The organism is Pseudomonas sp. GM50, assembly GCF_000282375.1.
In the GTDB taxonomy this organism is placed as follows: Bacteria; Pseudomonadota; Gammaproteobacteria; order Pseudomonadales; family Pseudomonadaceae; genus Aquipseudomonas.
In genome coordinates this window covers 1-20741 of record NZ_AKJK01000032.1, presented here as the reverse complement: position 1 = coordinate 20741, position 20741 = coordinate 1, and the positions used below count along the sequence as shown (strand labels likewise).

Below are 20741 nucleotides of genomic sequence, written 5' to 3'. Positions count from 1 at the left end.
GGCAGCACCGCCGGTGGCGGCCAGCCCCGTCCTTTCGCCCGCGCCGTCGAAGCCGATGGCTGGCTGCACGTGTCTGGCCAGGTGCCGGCGCTGGATGGCGAAATCATTGTGGGCGGCATTGTCGAGCAGACTCACCAGACCATGAAAAACCTGATCGCGATTCTGGAGGAGGCCGGTTACGGGCTCGAAGACGTGGTCCGTACCGGCGTGTGGCTGGAAGACCCGCGGGATTTCTGGAGTTTCAACAAGGTGTTCTCCGAGTACTTCAAAAGCGAACACGCCCCGGCCCGGGCCTGCGTGCAGGCGAACATGATGGTCGATTGCAAGGTCGAGATTGATTGCATCGCGTACAAGAAAAAGGCCTGAACCGCGGTGAATTCTTCGCGGGCAAGCCTCGCTCCTACAGGCACTCTGAATGGGAACCGAATGACATGACCGAAGACACCATCAAGCGCCGGGCTCGCGGTCTGGACCGGGCGTTCGACATTCTCGATTTCCTCAAGGAAATCGGCCAGCCCTTGCGCCCGAACGAAATCGCCAGCGGCATCGGCAGCCCGAAATCCACGGTCTACGAACTGGTCGCGTCCTTGTTGGAACGGCGGATTCTGGAACCTGTGGGCAAGGACGGTCACGTTTACCTCGGTCGTCAGCTGTACTTCCTCGGGCAGGCGCATTTGCGCCATTTCGACCTGGCCCGCGAGGCCGATCATGCCTTGCAGGAAATCGTCAGCCAGACCCGTGAAACCGCGCAGATGTGCCTGCTCAACGGGCGCAAATACACCGTGGCGTTGATGAAAGAGGGCGAGCGACATTTCCGCATTTCCTCGGACATCGGCGAGAACGCGCCGATCCCCTGGACCGCTTCCGGGCGCTTGCTGCTGGCGCATCTAAGCGATCAAGAGATCGTCGATTTGATCGACCCCGACGACTTCATTTTACCCGGCGGTGAACACCTGCCGCTGGAGCGGTTTCTCGAGGAAATCCGCCAGGCCGGTATCGATGGGTTCTTTTCCTTCGATAGCGTCGCCGACACCTTTACCCATTGCTTCGCCGCCCCGGTCAAAGACCCGAACGGCGTGGCCATTGCGACCCTATGCATCGTCGCCCCACGGGCCGATGCGAAGAACAATTACAACGACTATCGCCGGGTGCTGATCGACAGCGCCAACAGCCTCGCCCGGCGTATCAACGAATAACAGCGGCTGCCTGCGGCCGCGAATGTGAGGAGTTCGACCATGTATTCCGCCAAAAATACTGCCGCCGTGGAAAAGGGCTTTGCCCACACAGGCGCCAACCTGGTACGCGACGTCAGCCTGCCGGCGCTGGTGCTGCACCGCGAAGCGCTGGAACACAACATTCGCTGGATGCAGGACTTTGTCAGCAACAGCGGCGCCGAACTCGCGCCGCACGGCAAAACCAGCATGACCCCGGCGCTGTTTCGCCGCCAACTGGACGCCGGTGCCTGGGGCATCACCCTGGCCAGTGCCACGCAAACCCGTGCGGCTTACGCCCACGGCGTGCATCGGGTGCTGATGGCCAACCAATTGGTCGGCACACCGAACATGGCGCTGATCGCTGATCTGTTGGCAGACCCGACCTTCGATTTCTATTGCATGGTCGATCACCCGGATAACGTCGCCGACCTCGGCGCGTTTTTCGCCTCGCGCGGCGTGCGCTTGAACGTGATGATCGAGTACGGCGTGGTCGGCGGTCGTTGCGGTTGCCGCACCGAAGCCGAAGTGCTGGCACTGGCCAAAGCCATTGCTGCACAACCGGCCCTAGCGCTGACCGGCATCGAAGGTTACGAAGGGGTGATTCACGGCGATCACGCGGTGAGCGGCATCCGTGCGTTCGCTGATTCTTTGGTGCGCCTGGCCGTGCAATTGCAGGACAGCGGCGCGTTCGCCATCCCCAAGCCGATCATCACGGCGTCGGGTTCGGCCTGGTACGACCTGATCGCCGAGTCTTTCGAAGCGCAGAACGCCGGCGGGCGTTTCCTCAGCGTGCTGCGTCCCGGCAGCTACGTCGCTCACGACCATGGCATCTACAAAGAAGCGCAATGCTGCGTGCTCGACCGCCGTAGCGACCTGCACGAAGGCCTGCGCCCGGCGCTGGAAGTCTGGGCGCATGTGCAGTCGTTGCCGGAACCGGGTTTTGCGGTGATCGCCCTGGGCAAACGCGACGTCGCCTATGACGCCGGTTTGCCGGTGCCGTTGCTGCGTTACACGGCCGGTGTGGTGCCCGCGATCGGCGATGATGTGAGTGCCTGCAAGGTGACGGCGGTGATGGACCAGCACGCGTTCATGACCGTCGCGCCGGGGGTTGAGTTGCGGGTGGGCGATATCATTTCGTTCGGTACTTCGCACCCGTGCCTGACGTTCGACAAATGGCGCATCGGTTGTCTGGTGGATGAGCAACTGAATGTCATCGAAACCATGGAAACCTGTTTTTAAGGATCCAGACCGAGGTGCGGCCTTCGCGGGCAAGCCTCGCTCCTACAAGGTATGTGGTTGCCGCCGAATTTTGGGTTCGACACAAAACCTGTAGGAGCGAGGCTTGCCCGCGAAGGCGCCCATCCAGACGCCACCGAAACACCAGAGACACCACATCAATGAACAGCATCAGCCCCCTGGGCCCCAACACCCCGCGCATCGCCCTGATTGGCGAATGCATGATCGAATTACAGCAGCGCGCCGATGGCACGCTGCAACAAAGCTTCGGCGGCGATACCTTGAACACCGCGGTCTACCTGGCCCGTGAACTGGGCGATGGCGGCACGGTGGATTACGTCACTGCCCTGGGCGATGACAGTTTCAGCGATGCGATGTGCCAGAACTGGGCCAGCGAAAACATTGGCCTGGACATGGTTCAGCGTTTGCCCGGTCGTTTGCCCGGCCTGTATTGCATCCAGACCGACGCGGCCGGCGAGCGGCGTTTTCTCTACTGGCGCAATGAAGCGGCCGTGCGCGATTGCTTCACCACCCCGGCGGCCGCGCCGATTCTGGCGGCGCTACCGGATTACGACGTGTTGTATTTCAGCGGCATCACCCTGGCGGTGCTCGGTGTGCAGGGGCGGGAAAAACTTCTGGAAACCCTGATCGAAGCCCGGCAGCAGGATGCGCGGATCGTGTTCGACAACAACTACCGGCCACGCTTGTGGGCGTCGATCGAGGAAGCACGGGCGGCTTATCGCAGCGTTCTGCCCTATATCGACCTGGCGTTGCTGACGGTTGACGACGAGCAGGCGCTGTTCCACTTTTCCGATTGCGCGGCGGTGTTTGCCGCTTATGAGCAGATGGGCACGCCCGAAGTGGTGCTCAAACGCGGGGCCGAGGCGTGTCTGATTCGCTGCGATGGAGAGTCGTTCGAAGTGCCGGCACAGGTGGTCGAGCGGGTGGTGGATACCACGGCAGCGGGGGATTCGTTCAGTGCGGCGTATTTGGCGTGTCGGCTCAAGGGTGGCAGCCCGGTCGAGGCTGCCGAGGCCGGGCATCGGTTGGCGAGTCGGGTGATTCAGGTGCCGGGGGCACTCATACCCAAAGATTGAAATGCAATGCCTGTAGTGGTTGTGATTTTGTGGCGAGGGGCTTGTCGGAATGCCGCATCACCCCGTTCGGCTGCGAAGCAGTCGTAAATCCTGCGCATTCGGTGTGTCAGGTAGATCAAGGTCACAGGTTTGGGGCGGCTTCGCCACCCAACGGGGGCAAGCCCCCTCGCCACAGGGCCCTAAAGCCAAGCCCATCAATCCCGGTAAAACACCTGCACCAGGTGATAACCAAACTTGCTCTTGATCGGCCCATGCACCACCCGCAGTGGTTTTTTGAAGATCACCGCATCGATCACGCCGACCATCTGCCCGGGCCGTACTTCGCCCAGGTCGCCGCCGCGTTTGCCGGACGGGCAGGTGGAGTATTTCTTGGCCAGCACATCGAAGGCTTCGCCCTTGGCGATGCGTTGTTTGAGCTGCTCGGCTTCTTCCGAGGTTTTCACCAGGATATGGCGGGCTTGGGCTTTCATTGGCAGTACCTTGCAACGGTGGTGGCTATGTTGGTGCCAGCGTGGGGCGCGCGATTATGCCTTAACTCAGTCCGCTTGGCCGATCATCGTGCGAATCTTGTTGGCCAACAGGTCAATGGAAAAGGGTTTGGCCACCATGTCCATGCCTTCCTCCAGGAACCCCTGGCGTTCGGCGGCTTTCTCCGCATAACCGGTCATGAACAGCACCTTCAGACCCGGGCGATGCTGACGCGCGATTTCCGCCAGTTGCCGACCGTTCATGCCCGGCAGCCCGACATCGGTCACCAGCAGATCGACCCGCAGATCGGATTCCAGCAAGGGCAGGGCGGCCTTCGCGTCTTCGGCTTCATGAGCGTGATAACCCAACTCATTGAGCAGGTCGAGCACCAGCATGCGCACCGCCGGATCGTCTTCCACCAACACCACGGTTTCACCGGCAACCGCTGCCGGTGTTTCGCCGGTGACCGGCGCCAACGTGTGTTCCGGCACCGCGACATGCAGCCGTGGCAAATACAGGCGAACGCAGGTGCCCTGGCCCGGCAGGCTGTGAAGGCTGACGTGCCCGCCCGACTGCTGGGCGAAACCATAGATCATCGACAGTCCAAGGCCGGTGCCCTGGCCGATGGGTTTGGTGGTGAAGAACGGATCGAAGGCCTTGGCCAACACGGACGGGGTCATGCCGGCGCCGTTGTCGCTGACGGCAATCATCAGGTAATCCCCGGCCCTGACCGGTTCCAGGGGAGTGACATCACTTCCGTCAAGATGAACATTGGCGGTTTCGATCAGCAGCTCGCCGCCTTCGGGCATCGCATCCCGGGCATTGATGACGAGGTTGAGCAGGGCGTTTTCCAATTGGCTGACGTCAGTACTGACCGGCCAGACCTCATCGGCCAGCTGCATTTTGAGCTCGATATGGTCGCCCTTGGTCCGGCGGAACAAATCTTCCAGCGAATGCACCAGATGGTTGGCATTCAGTGGCTTGCGATCCAGCGACTGACGCCGGGAGAACGCCAGCAGGCGATGGGTCAGGGCGGCGGCGCGGTGGGCCGAGGACACCGCGGCTTCGGTAAAACGACCGATCTCGGCGGCACGCCCGTCGGCGATGTAGCGCTGCATCAAATCGAGGCTGCCGATGATCCCGGTGAGCATGTTGTTGAAGTCATGAGCGATGCCGCCGGTGAGCTGTCCCACCGCTTCCATTTTCTGCGCATGCCGCAAGGCGTCTTCGGCGCGCTCGCGCTCGAACATCTCGTTTTGCAGCCGCTGGTTGGCTTCGGCCAGTTGTTGAGTGCGGGCGCTCACGCGTTCTTCAAGGGTTTCGTTGAGGTTGCGCAGGGCTTCTTCGGTCTGTTTGCGCTCGGTTTCGTCGATTACGAAGATGTAAAAACCGTTCACCGCGCCGTCCGCGCCATGACGCGGCAGGTAGTTCATCAGGGCCTGGCGGGTGCTGCCATCGCGGTGCGCGGCGCTGATGCTGAAACTGCAAGCCTTGCCTTTCAGCGCCTCGGTAATGTATTCGGCGCGCAGGGCATAGGCTTCGTCGCCCAGCACTTCACGAATGGTGCGGCCGTAAAGTTCCTGGGGCGTCAGGCCGTACCATTCCAGATAGGCGGCATTGTTGAGACGAAAGCGCTCCTCACTGTCGACGTAACTGATCAGGATCGGCATGGCGTTGATGATCAGTTGCAGCTCGGTCTGGCTCTGGCGAAGGGCTTGTTCGATGTGTTTGCGTTCGGTCAGGTCGAGTGCCGCGCCAAGGAAACGGATCGGCCGGCCATGATGGTCCTTGTAGCAGCGACCTCGGGCAAACACCCAGCGCAATTGGCCGTCGGGCTGCAGCAAGCGATATTCCTCGGCGTACTCGCTGCCATGGGTGATGCAGTGCTTGATGCTGCGGGCAATCATGGCGCGGTCTTCCGGGTGTACGCCGTGGAGGTATTCGCTGATGGGCAACTGGCTGGCCATGGCCGGATCGACGCCATGCAATTGCGCGAAGTGCGCATCGGCAATGAAACGGTCTTCGCCAATGTCCCAGTCCCAAGTGCCAACGGCATCGGTGGCGGCCAGCGCCAATTGCAAACGCTGCTCGGTTTCATGCTGGGCCTTGAGGCTGGCGGCGGAGCGTTGCTCGAGTTCCAGGGCGATGCGGCGGCGTTCATTGGTTTCGATGGCCGTGACCAGAATCCCGGCAACCTCGGCGTTTTCATTGCGAATGGGGCTGTAGGTCAAATCCAGCCAGAAGTCGGAATCTTTCCCGTCGCGCTGCAAGGTAAAGCGCTGTTCGCTGTAGGTCCGCACCTGACCCTGTAGGACTGCGCTGTAAATCGGGTCGGTGAAGTCTTTCAGTTCTGGCCAGATCAGGTGCGTCGGTTGTCCGAAAGCGAGAGGGTGCTTGCTGCCGGCGAGGAGGGCGAAGCCGTCGTTGTAGATCTGGGTGAGTTGCGGGCCCCACAGCAACAGCATTGGCATTGGCGAGTGAATCACAATGTCCACGGCGGTGCGCAGGCTCTGCGGCCAGTGATCAGCAGCGCCCAGCGGGTTGTTTGTCCAGTCCAGTCGGGCAATCAAGGCCTGGGCGTCGCTGGCGGTCGGTGGTGCGTTCATCACAATGTCCTGCGTGTCAGTCGGTGTGGCGGCGTCTACTATCCTTGCATGGCGGTAGACGCTGGATGACCCGTCTTGGGTCATTTTTTCAATTGAATGCTTCGCGGGTGTTTTTTGCCATGGAAATCGATGCACTGTTGCAGATTCTGGCCAGCCGCAATGGCTCCGATCTTTACCTGTCCACGGGCGCGCCACCCAGCGCGAAATTTGACGGCGTGCTCAAAGCCCTGGCCGAGCAACCGTTCAAGCCCGGAGAAATCGCGGCCATTGCCGCGTCCATCATGGACGCCGAACAGCGCCTGGAGTTCGATCGCGAACTGGAAATGAACCTGGCGCTTTCCCTGGCAGGCGTCGGGCGCTTTCGGCTCAATATCTTCAAGCAACGCAACGATGTGTCTATCGTGGCGCGCAACATCAAACTCGACATTCCACGCTTCGAAGATCTCAAACTGCCACCGGTGCTGCTTGAAACCATCATGCTCAAACAGGGGCTGATATTGTTCGTCGGTTCGACCGGTTCCGGCAAGTCGACCTCGCTGGCGGCGCTGATCGATTACCGCAACCGCCACAGCAGCGGGCATATCATCACCATCGAAGACCCGGTCGAGTTTATCCATCGGCACAAGAAGTCGATCATCAACCAGCGTGAGGTCGGCGTAGACACCCGCAGTTTTCATGCAGCGTTGAAAAACACCCTGCGCCAGGCGCCGGACGTGGTGCTGATCGGCGAAATCCGTGACCGCGAGACTATGGAACACGCGCTGGCGTTTGCCGATACCGGTCATCTGGTCATTTCCACTTTGCATGCGCACAACGCCAATCAGGCGCTGGACCGCGTGATCAACTTCTTTCCCGAAGAACGCCGGACACAGCTGCTCCATGACCTGGGCAATAACCTCAAGGCGTTTGTTTCCCAGCGTTTGGTGCGTACCCGCGATGGGCAGCGTCGGGCGGCGGTGGAGATAATGCTGGGAACGCCGACCATCGGCGACCTGATCCGGCGCAATGAGCTTGGCGAGCTCAAGGGGATTATGGAAAAGTCGTCAGAAGCGGGGATGCAGACGTTTGATGGGGCGCTGTTCGAGCTGTTTGCCGAGGGCGCGATCGATGAGGCAGAGGCGTTGAAACATGCGGACTCGGTGAACAACTTGCGCTTGCGCCTGAAAATGCACGCCGAGACTACGCCCGGGCCCCATACACCGCCGGGTGAGTGGGGATTGGTGGACTGAAGGGGCCGGCGCTGATCAAAAATGTGGGAGCGGGCCTGTGTGGCGAGGGGGTTTACCCCCGTTCGGCTGCGTAGCAGTCGCAAATCGGACGACGCGGTTTCACTGAAGCACCACATCCGCTGGCTTTGGGAGCGCTTCGCACTCCAACGGGGGCAAGCCCCCTCGCCACATAAGCCCGCTCCCACAATGGATCTACGTTTCAGTCGCTCAATTCAGGGCGGTCGCGAAATTGCTCCAGCGCCTCGGGATTGGCCAGTGCATCGGTGTTTTTCACCTTCTGGCCATGCACCACATTCCTCACCGCCAGCTCGACCACCTTGCCGCTGATGGTCCGCGGAATGTCCGTCACCGCGACAATCTTCGCCGGCACATGCCGTGGTGTGGTGTTGGCGCGGATGACCTGGCGAATCTGTTGTTGCAGCGCTTCATCCAGCTCGACACCGTCACGCAACTTCACGAACAGCACCACCCGCACGTCATCCTGCCATTGCTGGCCGATGGCAACGCTGTCCAGCACCTGCGGGACTTTCTCTACCTGACGGTAGATTTCCGCCGTGCCGATGCGCACGCCTCCGGGGTTGAGCACGGCGTCGGAACGCCCGTGGATCAACATGCCGCCGTGGGGCAGTTGCTCGGCGTAATCGCCCTGGGCCCAGACGCCGGGGAACAGGCTGAAATAGGACTTTCGCAGCTTCTCCCCGTCCGGGTCATGCCACAAACCGATGGGCATCGCCGGAAAATGTCGGGTGCACACCAGCTCGCCTTTTTCACCGATCACAGGCGTGCCGGCGTCGTTCCAGACTTCCACCGCCATGCCGAGGCTCTTGCACTGCATTTCGCCTCGGCGCACCGGCAGCACCGGGTTACCGATCACAAAGCACGAAACGATGTCGGTGCCGCCAGACATCGAGGACAGGCACAGGTCGGACTTGAACGCGCGATAAACGTAATCGAAGCTTTGCGGGGACAGCGCGGAACCGGTGGACAGCACGGTTTTCAGACTGCTCAGGTCATGACTTTCGCACGGCTTCACGCCATTGCTTTCCAGCGCGGTAAGGAACTTGGGGCTGGTGCCGAAGACGTTGATGCGTTCGTCGTCGATCAGGTCGATCAAACGCTCCGGGCCTGGATGAAATGGCGAGCCGTCGTACAGCACCACGGCGCTGTCGACTGCCAGCGCCGAGACCAGCCAGTTCCACATCATCCAGCCGCACGTGGTGTAGTAGAACAAACGGTCGCCGGGGCCGAGATCGGTGTGCAGGCCATGTTCTTTGACGTGTTGCAGCAGTACGCCGCCGGTGCTGTGCACAATGCATTTCGGCACGCCGGTAGTGCCGCTGGAGTAGAGGATGTACAGCGGATGGGCGAAGGGCACGGGAACGAATTGCGGTTCGCCGCCCGGGTCGTAGAAATCATCCCAGAGCGTCACGTTGGCCTGGCTGCGGAAGTCTTCGACACGCGCCTGGGGTCGTGCGTAAGGCACAACGATCAACTGCTGCAAGGACGGCAGTTGCCCGAGGATTTCGTTGACCTTTGCGGTCTGATCGATCTCTTTGCCGGCGTAGCGGTAACCAGCGCAGGTGATCAGCACTTTCGGCTCGATCTGGCCGAAGCGGTCGATCACCCCATGGGTGCCGAAATCTGGCGAGGAACAAGACCAGATTGCGCCCAGACTGGTGGTGGCGAGCATCGCCACCAATGTTTGCCAGGTGTTCGGCATGCACGCGGCCACACGGTCGCCGAGGCCGACACCGGCGGCTTTCAGGCCGTTTTGAAAACCGGCGACATGGCTCGCCAGTTCGGCCCAAGTCAGTTGTTCCCGTTGGCCGTTTTCGCCGATGGCCACTACCGCCACGGCATCGTCGCGACGGCGTAGCAGGTGCTCGGCGAAGTTCAGCGTGGCGCCGGGGAACCACTGGGCGCTGGGCATTTGTGCGCCTTCTATCAGCACCGCGTCTGGCTGATCGTGAAAACGGATGTCGAAGAAATCGACGATGGCCTGCCAGAAAGCTTCCCGCTGATCGATGCTCCACTGGTGCAGGGCAGGGTAGTCGGCAATCTCAAGGGTATGTCGCTGATTGACGAAGCGCCGGAAAGCCTCCATGCGGGTCTTGCCGATGCGCTCGGTGCCGGGTTGCCAGAGGATGTCGGACATGGCTTGGCCTCTTTTTCTTATGTGTACACAGTCTACTGTGGCGACGGGGCTTGCCCCCGTTCGGCTGCGAAGCAGTCGCCAGCTCGACTTCCATATGGGGCCGCTTCGCGGCCCAACGGGGGCAAGCCCCCTCGCCACAGAGAAGCCTTCCTCTCCACAGGGTTTGGCGGCGGGTTACTGCGCCAACCACCCACCATCAATATTCCACGCAGCGCCACGCACCTGGCTACCGGCCTCGCTGCATAAAAACAACACCAACTCGCCCAGCTGCGGTGGCGTCACGAATTCCAGGGACGGCTGCTTCTCGGCCAGCAAATCATGTTGCGCCTGCTGCGGGTCGATCCCGGTCGCGGCGCGATCATCAATCTGTTTCTGCACCAGCGGCGTCAGCACCCAACCCGGGCAGATGGCGTTGCAGGTGACGTTCGTCGTAGCGGTTTCCAGACCGACCACCTTGGTCAAGCCGATCACGCCATGCTTGGCCGCGACGTACGCCGCCTTGCCCACCGAGCCGACCTGGCCATGCACCGAAGCGATGTTGATGATCCGTCCCCAGCCCTTGGCGCGCATTCCCGGCAAGCTCAAACGGGTGCTGTGAAACACCGACGACAGGTTGATCGAAATGATCGAGTCCCAGCGCTCCACCGGAAAATCTTCCACCGCCGCCACGTGCTGGATGCCCGCGTTGTTGACCAGGATATCCACGCCGCCGAACTCACGCTCGGCGTACTCGATCATGTCGGCGATCTGCGCCGGGTCGCTGACGTCGGCGGGGTGATGGCCGACCTTGCCGCCGAATTGTTCGACTTCGGCAATCACCCTGGATGCATCGCCAAAACCGTTGAGGATCAGGTTGGCGCCAGCCTTGGCCAGGCTCAGGGCGATCCCAAGGCCGATGCCGCTGGTGGAACCGGTGACCAGTGCGGTCTTGCCCGAAAGAGTCGTCATGAATACCTCACACAATGCCAGTGGCGTAGAAAGTACCGATCACCACAAAAACAGCGAGTGTCTTGATCAGCGTAATACAGAAAATGTCTTTGTAGGCTTCGCGGTGGGTCAAACCGGTGACCGCCAGCAAAGTAATCACCGCGCCGTTGTGCGGCAGGGTGTCCATGCCGCCACTGGCCATCGCGGCGACCCGGTGCAGCACTTCCAGTGGGATATTGGCGGCGTGGGCAGCGCTGATGAACGTCTCGGACATCGCCGCCAGGGCAATGCTCATGCCGCCCGACGCCGAACCGGTGATGCCGGCCAGCAGGGTCACGGTGATCGCTTCGTTGACCAGCGGGTTGGGAATGCTTTTGAGCCAGCCGGACAGCACCAGAAAACCCGGTAGCGACGCAATCACTGCGCCGAAACCGTATTCCGACGCGGTGTTCATCGCCGCCAGCAGCGCGCCGCTGACCGCACTTTTACTGCCTTCGGCCAACTTGCCGCGAATCGTCTGAAAGGCGAACACCAGCACCATGACGATGCCCACCAGCAAGGCTGCCTGGACCGCCCAGATCGCGGTCAGTTTGGCGATGTCGGTGGTCACCGGTGCTGCCATTCCCGGCAGCGCGAGGCTGTGAGTCTTGCCGTACCACAGCGGAATCCAGCGGGTGAACAGCAGGTTCATCAGGCCCACCATCAACAGCGGCGACAGCGCGATCCACGGGTTGGGCAGCTTGATGTCCGGCGCGGTTTCCGGTTCGTTGCGCAGCGCTGAACCATAACCCTCGCCGCTGCGCTGGGCCTTGTTGCGCTGGCTCTGAAGGAACAGCATGCCGGCGCAGAACACGAAAATCGTGCCGATCACACCCAGCCACGGCGCAGCCCAGGCGGTGGTGTTGAAGAAGGTGCTGGGGATGATGTTCTGGATCTGCGGCGTGCCGGGCAGGGCGTCCATGGTGAACGAGAATGCGCCGAGGGCGATGGTCGCCGGAATCAGGCGCTTGGGGATATTGCTCTGGCGGAACATTTCGGCGGCAAACGGGTAGACCGCAAACACCACCACAAACAGCGACACGCCGCCGTAGGTGAGCAGGGCGCAGACCAGCACAATCACCAGCATCGCCTGACGAGTGCCGAGCAAGCGAATGGCTGCTGCGACGATGGAACGGGAGAAGCCCGACAACTCGATCAATTTGCCGAATACGGCACCGAGCAGGAACACCGGGAAATACAGTTTGACGAAGCCGACCATTTTTTCCATGAACACCCCGGTGAAGACTGGGGCAACGGCGGAAGGGTCGGTGAGCAGGACGGCGCCGAGGGCGGCGATCGGGGCAAAGAGGATAACGCTGTAGCCACGGTAAGCAGCCACCATCAGCAGCGTGAGAGCTGCCAAGGCAATGATCACACTCATGGTGTGTCTCCTGGATTGTTATTTTTGTAGGGTGAAGCTTTGTGGGAAGGGCTATAGCGAGTTTCGTGCCAGAAGGTAAGTTGTTGAAACTTAAAGAAATTATTTATTAGGGGGACGGATGTACGAGTTTTTGTCTCTGTATTGAGATTTTTGGTGGCTGGGCTGACGCTTTCGCGGGCAAGCCTCGCTCCTACAGGATTGGGGATATTTGCGCCATTTGCGTTACCCGTAGGAGCGAGGCTTGCCCGCGAAGAGGCCCCGTCTACCAATAGAGATCAATGTCTCTTTATGGAGACTCTGCAATCCCCAGCGCCACCATCTTCTTGTACAACGTCGACCGCCCCAACCCCAACCGCGCCGCCGCTTCGATAACCTTCCCGCCGCATTGCGCGAGGGCGGTTTCAATCAACTGCCGATCAAACCGTTCGCGAGCTTCGCTGAAGGTTTCATGGGCAACCGGTAGAAGGGGCAGAGGCGCCACACGCTCCACCGGCGTAAAACTGCCAATCGCCGCGCGGATATCCGCTGCATTCAGTATCAAATCATCACTGAGCAACGCCGCGCGCTCCAGAACGTTGCGCAGTTCACGAATGTTCCCCGGCCAGGCGTGTTGACCTAACAAATCCAGGGCTTCGGGGTTCAGTTCGTGCTGACTGCGCAGCTCTTCGAGAATCGCTTCGCTGAGGGCCGGCAGGTCGTCGAGGCGATCACGCAGGGGCGGGACCTGAATCGGCAGCACGTTGAGGCGGTAATACAAATCGGCACGAAACTCGCCGCGTTTGATCGCCGCTTCCAGATCGGTGGAAGTGGCCGCGATAACCCGCACATCGCTCTGGATCACTTCGTTGGAGCCCACTGGCTCGAATTCTTTTTCCTGCAGCACCCGCAGCAATTTGCTTTGCAGCGGCAGCGGCATGTCGCCGATCTCATCGAGAAACAGCGTGCCGCCCTGAGCGATTTGCAACTTGCCGGTGCGGCCCTTGCGATCGGCGCCGGTGAACGCGCCGGGGGCGGTGCCAAAGAACTCGGCTTCCAGCAGCGACTCGGGAATCGCCGCGCTGTTGATGCTGACGAAGGCTTTGTGCGCCCGAGGGGAGGCGCCATGAATCGCCTGGGCCAGCAGCTCCTTGCCAGTACCGGTTTCGCCGAGCAACAACACCGGAGACTCGGCACTGGCGCTGCGCCGGGCGCGGCGTTTGACTTCCAGGCTGGCGGCGCTGGTGCCGATGAAATGGGCGAAGTTGTACTTGGTCTGCCGCGCCCGCAGCAGCGAGCGGGTCGAGGCCAGTTCTTCCTGCATGCTCAGGTAGCGCTTGAGCATCGGCGACAGGCTGCGCAATTCATCGAACAGGGCAAAGCCGATGGCGCCGATCACCGCGCCGGCATCGTCGTGAATCGGCAGGCGCATCACCACCAGCGGTTCCTTGGGGGTGTCCTGCATGTCCAGCAGGATGGGGCGTCCGGTGCGCACCACCTCGCGCAACAGGCTACCGGGGATCACGCTTTCACAGGCCCTGCCGATCGCACCTGCGGCCGATTCGAGACCGAAACGCCGGGCATAACGCTCATTCATCCAGACGATGTTCGCGTCGCGGTCGACAATTACCGTGCCTTCGCTCGATTGCTCGATGATTTCGAACAGCGAACGGATCGCCAGGGTGCGAACGCGCTGGTAGTCCTTGAGGCTTTCGGTGGTGTTCATGGGGCTTCATTGTCCAGGATGTGTGGTGTTTGTTCGGGTGCCTTCGCGGGCAAGCCTCGCTCCTACGGATCACCTCGACCTGTAGGAGCGAGGCTTGCCCGCGAAGGCCGCGGCGCGGTCCAACGGCATGTCACAGATTATGCCTACCCCGGATGCGCCGCCGCCAACAGCTCTTTGGTGTAAGGGTGCTGCGGCGAGTCGAACACCGTGTGGCTGGCGCCGCTTTCCACCACTTTGCCGTCCTTGATCACGATCATGTCGTGGGCCAGGGCGCGCACCACCGCCAGGTCGTGGCTGATGAACAGGTAGGTCAGGCCATGCTTTTCCTGAAGCTGGCGGAGCAGGGCGACCACTTGTTTTTGCACCGTGCGATCCAGCGCCGAGGTCGGTTCGTCGAGCAGGATCAACGCCGGTTTCAGCACCAGTGCGCGGGCAATGGCGATGCGCTGGCGTTGGCCGCCGGAGAATTCGTGCGGGTAGCGATGACGGCTTTGCGGGTCGAGGCCGACTTCTTCCAGCACCCGGATCACCTGGGCTTCGCATTCGTCGGGAGTGGACTGGCTGTGAACCTCAAGGCCTTCACTGATGATCTGTGCCACCGACATTCGCGGGCTGAGACTGCCGAAGGGGTCCTGGAACACCACCTGCATCTTCTTGCGCCACGGCCGCAGCTGCTTTTGCGTCAAGCCATCCAGGGCCTCACCCTGAAAGCGAATGCTGCCCACCGAGTCGAGCAAGCGCAGGATCGCCTGACCGAGCGTGGACTTGCCGGAACCTGATTCACCGACGATGCCCAACGTCTTGCCGCGCTGGACGTTCAGGCTGATACCGTCCACCGCCCGCAGGTAAGTTTTACGCTGAAACAGGCCACCGCCGATGGCGAACTGCACCTGCAGATTATCCACTTCCAGCACTTTTTCACGCTCGTCCCGGGGCAGGGCTTCGCCTTCCGGTTCAGCGTTCAAGAGTACGCAGCTGTAAGGATGTTTCGGCTCGGTGAACAGTGTCTCGCAAGGCGCCTGCTCGACGATTTCCCCGGCCTTCATCACGCACACCCGCTGGGCGATGCTGCGCACCAGATTGAGGTCGTGGCTGATCAGCAGCAGCGACATGCCGAGCCGTTGTTGCAGGGATTTGAGCAGCAGCAGGATCTTGCGCTGCACTGTCACATCCAGCGCGGTGGTCGGCTCGTCAGCGATCAGCAATTCCGGCTCGCAGGCCAGGGCCATGGCGATCATTACCCGTTGCCGTTGGCCGCCGGAAAGTTGATGGGGATAGGCCTTGAGCCGCTCTTCGGGTTTCTGGATGCCCACCAGCTGCAGCAACTCAAGAATCCGCGCTTGCGCCGCTTTGCCGCCCAGCCCTCGGTGCAGCAGCAGGGTTTCGCCGATCTGCTTCTCAACGCTGTGCAGCGGGTTGAGGGAGGTCATCGGCTCCTGGAAAATCATCGCGATCCGGTTGCCGCGCAGCTCGCGCAAGGTCTTGATGTCGGTGCCGATCAACTCCTGGTCGCGATAGCGAATGCTGCCGGTGGTTTCAGTGCCGGTTTCGGGCAGCAGTTGCAGGATCGAGTGGGCGGTCACCGACTTGCCGGAACCGGACTCGCCGACCAGTGCCAGGCATTCACCGGGGCGGATGTCCAGGCACAGGTTGCGCACCACGGTCTGGCCGCTGAAGGCCACGGAGAGGTCACGGATTTCGATCAGGTTGTCAGTCATATCACCAGTCCGTGTCATGGTTGTCGATCAAGAGCGTGGATCAAAGGCATCACGTAATGCCTCGCCGATGAACACCAGTAGAGAAAGAATCAGTGCCAGGGTGAAAAACGCCGTCAGCCCCAGCCATGGCGCTTGCAGGTTCTGCTTGCCTTGACCGATCAATTCGCCCAGGGACGCACTGCCGGCCGGCATGCCGAAGCCGAGGAAGTCCAGCGCCGTGAGGGTGGAAATCGCCCCGGTCAAAATGAACGGCAAATAACTCAGGGTGGCGTTCATCGCGTTGGGCAGGATGTGCCGCACGATAACCTTGCGGTCGGTCAGGCCCAGCGCACGGGCGGCCTTGACGTATTCGAGGTTGCGCCCGCGCAGGAACTCGGCGCGTACCACGTCCACCAGGGCCAGCCAGGAAAACAGCGCCATGATTCCCAGCAGCCACCAGAAATTCGGCTCGACGAAGCCCGACAGAATGATCAGCAGGTACAGCACCGGCAGCCCCGACCAGACTTCCAGCAAGCGCTGACCGAGCAGGTCGACCCAGCCGCCGTAATAGCCTTGCAGGGCACCAGCGGCAATGCCGATCAACGCGCTGATGAAGGTCAGCGCCAGCGCGAACAGAATCGACACCCGTGCCCCGAAGATCACCCGGGCCAGCACGTCCCGGGCCTGATCGTCGGTGCCCAGCCAGTTGACCTTCGACGGCGGGCTCGGCGCTGGTTGGTTGAGGTCGTAATTGGGCGTGTCGTCGCTGAACGGGATCGGTGGGAACAGTATCCAGCCGCCATCCTTGTGAATCAGCTTCTGCACATAATCGCTGCGGTAGTCGGCCTGGAACGGCAGTTGCCCGCCAAACTCCTGTTCGGTGTGGCGTTTGAACGCCGGGAAGTACAGCGAGCCCTGATAACTGACCATCAGTGGTTTGTCGTTGGCGATCAGCTCGCCGCCCAGGGTCAGCAGGAACAGGCCGATAAACAACCACAGTGACCACCAGCCCCGGCGGTTTTTCTTGAAGCGGTCGAAACGGCGACGGCCCAGCGGCGAGAGCTTGAACATCAGGCGTTCCTCGCGGCGAAGTCGATGCGCGGGTCGACCAGGGTGTAGCAAAGGTCGCCGATGATTTTTATCAGCAGGCCGAACAAAGTGAAGATGAACAGCGAACCGAATACCACCGGATAGTCCCGTGATACCGCGGCTTCGTAACTCATGCGACCCAACCCGTCGAGGGAGAAGATCACTTCGATCAGCAGCGAGCCGGCGAAAAAGACGCTGATGAAGGCCTGCGGAATTCCCGACACCACCAGCAGCATGGCGTTGCGAAACACATGGCCGTAAAGCACCCGGCGCTCGCTCAAGCCCTTCGCCCGCGCGGTAACCACGTATTGGCGGGTGATTTCATTAAGGAAGGAGTTTTTCGTGAGGATGGTCAGGGTGGCGAAACCGCCGATCACCAGCGCTGTCACCGGCAGCACGAGATGCCAGAAGTAATCGGTGATTTTGCCCAGGGTCGACAGCGACTCGAAGTTGTCCGAGACCAGCCCGCGCACCGGGAACCAGTTCAACGAGGTGCCGCCAGCGAAGACCACGATCAGGAACATCGCGAACAGGAACGCCGGCATGGCGTAACCGATGATGATCGCGGTGCTGCTCCAGATATCGAAATGGCTGCCATGGTGCACGGCCTTGCGGATGCCCAGAGGGATCGACACCAGGTAAGTGATCAACGTGGCCCAGAGCCCGAGGGAAATGGTCACCGGCATTTTTTCCAGGATCAGGTCGGTGACCGTGGCACCGCGAAAAAAGCTCTTGCCGAAGTCGAGGCGGGCGTAGCTCTTGAGCATCAGCCACAGGCGTTCCGGTGCCGGCTTATCGAAGCCGTATTGCTTTTCGATCTCTTTGATCAGCTGCGGGTCGAGCCCACGGCTGGCACGCGAACTGCCCTGCACGGCTTCGCTGGAACCGCCGCCGATACTTGCGCCGCCGATGCCTTGCAGGCGCGCGATGGCCTGTTCCACCGGACCACCCGGTGCGGCCTGGACGATAACGAAATTGACCAGAAGAATGATCACCAGTGTCGGAATGATCAGCAGCAAGCGCCGCAGTACGTAAGCCCACATCAGTGCGGCCCTCCGGGTTTGCCGCGTTTGATGAGCTCGGCCGTCATCTGTTGGTTGGTCAAGGGGGTGGAACTCACTTCCCACCAACTCTCGATAGCTTCGTCATTGCTCGCCTGTACAGAGGGAATGCCGAAGCGGTTCCACCACACGGTCGAGCTGCCTGGCGGGTAATAATTGGGAATCCAATAGAAGTTCCATTGCAGGACACGGTCCAGGGCATGGGCGTAGCGCAGCATGTCAGCCTGGGTGGTGGCGCGAACCAGGCCGTTGACCAGCGTATCGACCGCCGGGTTCTTCAGCACCATGTAGTTGTTGGAACCGGGATCGTTGGCCGCCGCCGAGCCAAAGTAGTTGTACAGCTCGTTGCCCGGTGAGGTGGTGACCGGGTAGCCGGTGACGATCATGTCGTAGTCCCGGGACATCAGGCGGTTTATGTACTGGGACGCGTCGATGCGGCGAATATTCAGGTCGATGCCGATTTGTTTCAGGGTGCGCTTATAAGGCAGCAGCAATCGGTCCATGCCGTTCTGGCTGACCAGGAAGGTGAAGCTCAGCGGTTGACCCTGGGCATTGACCAGCTGATCGCCATCGGGTTTCCAGCCGGCCTGTTCGAGCAAGTCCAGGGCTTGCAACTGTTTATCGCGAATCACGCCGCTGCCGTCGGTTTTCGGCGCTTCGAAGACTTGGGTAAAGACTTCGTCGGGGATCTGCCCGCGCAACGGCTCGAGAATCGCCCGTTCACCGGCGTCGGGCAGTTGCCGTGCGGCGAGGTCGGTGTTGGAAAAGAAGCTCTGCTGGCGGATGTACATCTCGCGCATCATCTGCCGGTTGCTCCACTCGAAATCCCAGAGCATGGCCAGGGCCTGGCGCACGCGACGGTCCTGGAACATCGGGTTTTGCAGGTTGAACACAAAGCCCTGAGCCGATTGCGGTGCCTCTTTGGCCAGGTGAGCCTTTTGCAGGCGACCGTCGCTCAGGGCCGGGCTGTCGTAGCCGATGGAATAGGCGGTGGCGGAGAATTCGCGGTTGTAATCGTAGGCGCCGCCACGCAGAACCTGACGGGCAACGTCGGTATCGCCGAAGTACTCAATGCTGAAATGATCGAAGTTGTAGAGGCCACGGCTGACCGGTAAATCCTTGCCCCACCAGTCGGCGTTACGCTCGAAGGTGATGCTGCGCCCGGAGTCGACCTTGCTCACGCGGTACGGCCCGCTGCCCAGCGGTGGCTCGTAACCACCGCCGTTGGCAAAGTCGCGGGTTTTCCACCAGTGCTCGGGAAATACCGGCAAGGTTGCGAGGTCCAGCGGCAGAGTACGGTTTTCGTTGCTCTTGAAGTCGAACCGAATGGTGAGTGGTGACTCCACTTCGACGCCTTTGACGTCGGCGAATTGCGTGCGATAGCGCAAGCTGCCTTGGGTCATCAGCAGGTCGAAGGTATAGCGCACGTCTTCGGCGGTGATCGGCTGGCCGTCGGCGAAACGGGCTTTCGGATTCAGGTAGAACCGCAGAGACAGCCCGTCGTCGGAACGCTCCATCTGTTGGGCCACCAGGCCGTAAACGGTATAGGGCTCGTCGAGCGAGCGCTGGGCCAGGGGCGAATAGATCAAGCCGTCGATCTGCGTGACACCCGTGCCCTTGTCGATGTACGGCAGCATATGGTCGAAATGACCGATTTCCATCGCCGAGCGACGCATCGTGCCGCCCTTGGGCGCGCGCGGGTTGGTGTAGGCGAAATGGCTGAAGCCCGCAGGATACTTCGCCGGTTCACCGTACACGGTCAACGCATGTTGCGGTGCAGCGTTCACACCGGTGGCGCCCAATAACAGGGCCACGGCAGTGAACAACAAAGTGGGGAAAGCCAGTCGCATTGTCAGCCTTAGAGCCGGGTGGTCGATAACCACAATTTGTACGCTAGCGGCGCGTCCCTCGCCAGCCGTATCACGTAACGAAAACACAACGGCCCACCAAAAGGCGGGCCGTTGTGTAGCAAACTCGAGCGTTGATCAGTCCTGACGGCTGGTCACTTCCAACAGGTGGTAACCGAACTGGGTCTTGACCGGGCCTTGCACCACGTTGATCGGTGCGCTGAAGACCACGGTGTCGAATTCCTTGACCATCTGCCCCGGACCGAACGAACCCAGGTCACCGCCCTGACGGCTGGACGGGCAGCTGGAGTTGGCTTTGGCGACTTCGGCGAAGTCGGCACCGGCCTCGATCTGGGCTTTGAGTTCGTTGCACTTTTCTTCGCTGGAAACCAGGATGTGACGGGCAGTGGCTTTGGCCATGGGAAAATACTCCATTCAATGTTCAATAAAGTGCGGAGCCTACCGGATTCAGTGGGCTATTTCTCTCTCAAAGTTCTGTGAATATCAATTCCGTGGAGATCAGTTCCGTCTATCGCGTGGCATCAAGGCATTGCTTAAAGGCCGGCATTTCTCAAGCGTTCGGCATGCTGTACATACAGGGCGATCGGGTCGATGCCCTTGCGGACCTGACCGGTTGTCTGGCCGAGGCTGTCCAGATGATCCAGCGGATAGTCCGAACGGATCACTTTACCCAGATGGGAGCTGAATCGACCGACCATGCCGTCATTCTGCTCGGCTTCGGTGGTGAAATAGTGGGAGAAGGCCCGGAGGAACCCATGCAGCGGATTGAGTGCATGGAGCCCTTCATCGAGAATGTTTCCCTGCAGGATGCCGCCCCAGGAATAGTAGCGCACGCCGTTCACCAGTTCGCGGCCCTTGCCGCCCCAGGTTTTCGGTAACCCTTGAGGGTACTTGTCGTTGAATGCGCCAACGCCTTCGGTGGTCAACCCATTGAGCGCGGCGATGGCGTTCTGTGGCAGGGGCCGGCTGCCC

The 20741-nt window shown here is 61.0% G+C and carries 16 protein-coding genes and 1 pseudogene; 5 read left to right on the top strand and 12 right to left on the bottom strand.

Annotation, left to right across the window (positions count from 1 at the left end; genetic code table 11):
- From PMI30_RS23995 to PMI30_RS24010, 4 genes are all read left to right on the top strand, one after another.
- Positions 1–366: RidA family protein (locus tag PMI30_RS23995; RefSeq protein ID WP_008006900.1), on the top strand; the 366-nt coding region annotated here is incomplete at its 5' end.
- Between the two features lie 65 nt (positions 367–431).
- Positions 432–1196: an IclR family transcriptional regulator gene (locus PMI30_RS24000; protein WP_008006899.1), complete on the top strand. Its 765-nt coding sequence runs from the start codon at positions 432–434 to the stop codon at positions 1194–1196.
- A gap of 39 nt (positions 1197–1235) precedes the next feature.
- A complete protein-coding gene (locus PMI30_RS24005) occupies positions 1236–2453 on the top strand; it encodes an amino acid deaminase (protein ID WP_008006897.1) in 1218 nt (405 codons plus the stop codon).
- Positions 2454–2611: 158 nt separating this feature from the next.
- Positions 2612–3547 carry a sugar kinase gene (locus PMI30_RS24010; RefSeq protein ID WP_008006895.1) on the top strand — a complete coding sequence of 312 codons (936 nt, stop codon included), beginning with the start codon at positions 2612–2614 and terminating at the stop codon, positions 3545–3547.
- A 194-nt stretch (positions 3548–3741) separates the two neighbouring features.
- Here the strand turns inward: PMI30_RS24010 and PMI30_RS24015 are convergent, their stop codons facing one another.
- Positions 3742–4017, bottom strand: coding sequence for a peptidylprolyl isomerase (locus PMI30_RS24015; RefSeq protein WP_007898282.1), 276 nt, complete (start codon positions 4015–4017; stop codon positions 3742–3744).
- A 66-nt stretch (positions 4018–4083) separates the two neighbouring features.
- Positions 4084–6621 (bottom strand): PAS domain-containing hybrid sensor histidine kinase/response regulator, encoded by a 2538-nt coding sequence (locus PMI30_RS24020; protein WP_008006892.1) that lies wholly within the window; start codon positions 6619–6621, stop codon positions 4084–4086.
- Positions 6622–6740: 119 nt separating this feature from the next.
- Here PMI30_RS24020 and PMI30_RS24025 point away from each other — a divergent pair, with 119 nt between their 5' ends.
- Entirely contained in the window at positions 6741–7850 is a 1110-nt protein-coding gene (locus tag PMI30_RS24025; protein WP_032834955.1) for a PilT/PilU family type 4a pilus ATPase, read from the top strand.
- A 199-nt stretch (positions 7851–8049) separates the two neighbouring features.
- Here PMI30_RS24025 and PMI30_RS24030 read toward each other — a convergent pair whose 3' ends face one another.
- The 10 genes and pseudogenes from PMI30_RS24030 to PMI30_RS24075 form a co-directional block, all read right to left on the bottom strand.
- Positions 8050–10005, bottom strand: a complete 1956-nt coding sequence (locus tag PMI30_RS24030) for an acetoacetate--CoA ligase (protein WP_008006888.1) — start codon at positions 10003–10005, stop codon at positions 8050–8052.
- 174 nt (positions 10006–10179) lie between these two features.
- Positions 10180–10953 carry a 3-hydroxybutyrate dehydrogenase gene (gene hbdH, locus PMI30_RS24035; protein WP_008006886.1) on the bottom strand — a complete coding sequence of 258 codons (774 nt, stop codon included), beginning with the start codon at positions 10951–10953 and terminating at the stop codon, positions 10180–10182.
- Between the two features lie 7 nt (positions 10954–10960).
- Positions 10961–12352 (bottom strand): GntP family permease, encoded by a 1392-nt coding sequence (locus PMI30_RS24040; protein ID WP_008006884.1) that lies wholly within the window; start codon positions 12350–12352, stop codon positions 10961–10963.
- Between the two features lie 286 nt (positions 12353–12638).
- Positions 12639–14054 (bottom strand): sigma-54 interaction domain-containing protein, encoded by a 1416-nt coding sequence (locus PMI30_RS24045; protein WP_008006882.1) that lies wholly within the window; start codon positions 14052–14054, stop codon positions 12639–12641.
- A 143-nt stretch (positions 14055–14197) separates the two neighbouring features.
- Positions 14198–15772: an ABC transporter ATP-binding protein gene (locus tag PMI30_RS24050; RefSeq protein ID WP_008006880.1), complete on the bottom strand. Its 1575-nt coding sequence runs from the start codon at positions 15770–15772 to the stop codon at positions 14198–14200.
- Between the two features lie 27 nt (positions 15773–15799).
- Entirely contained in the window at positions 15800–16822 is a 1023-nt protein-coding gene (locus PMI30_RS24055) for an ABC transporter permease (RefSeq protein ID WP_008006878.1), read from the bottom strand.
- The gene (locus PMI30_RS24060; protein WP_008006876.1) at positions 16822–17883 is read right to left on the bottom strand and encodes a microcin C ABC transporter permease YejB; all 1062 of its coding nucleotides are present in this window, start codon (positions 17881–17883) and stop codon (positions 16822–16824) included. Before PMI30_RS24060 ends, PMI30_RS24055 begins: the two co-directional genes overlap by 1 nt.
- Positions 17883–19751 (bottom strand): extracellular solute-binding protein, encoded by a 1869-nt coding sequence (locus tag PMI30_RS24065; RefSeq protein ID WP_008006875.1) that lies wholly within the window; start codon positions 19749–19751, stop codon positions 17883–17885. Before PMI30_RS24065 ends, PMI30_RS24060 begins: the two co-directional genes overlap by 1 nt.
- 135 nt (positions 19752–19886) lie before the next feature.
- Positions 19887–20168 carry a peptidylprolyl isomerase gene (locus tag PMI30_RS24070; protein WP_007898306.1) on the bottom strand — a complete coding sequence of 94 codons (282 nt, stop codon included), beginning with the start codon at positions 20166–20168 and terminating at the stop codon, positions 19887–19889.
- Positions 20169–20302: 134 nt separating this feature from the next.
- Positions 20303–20741: pseudogene (locus PMI30_RS24075) on the bottom strand (triacylglycerol lipase); the annotation flags it as partial.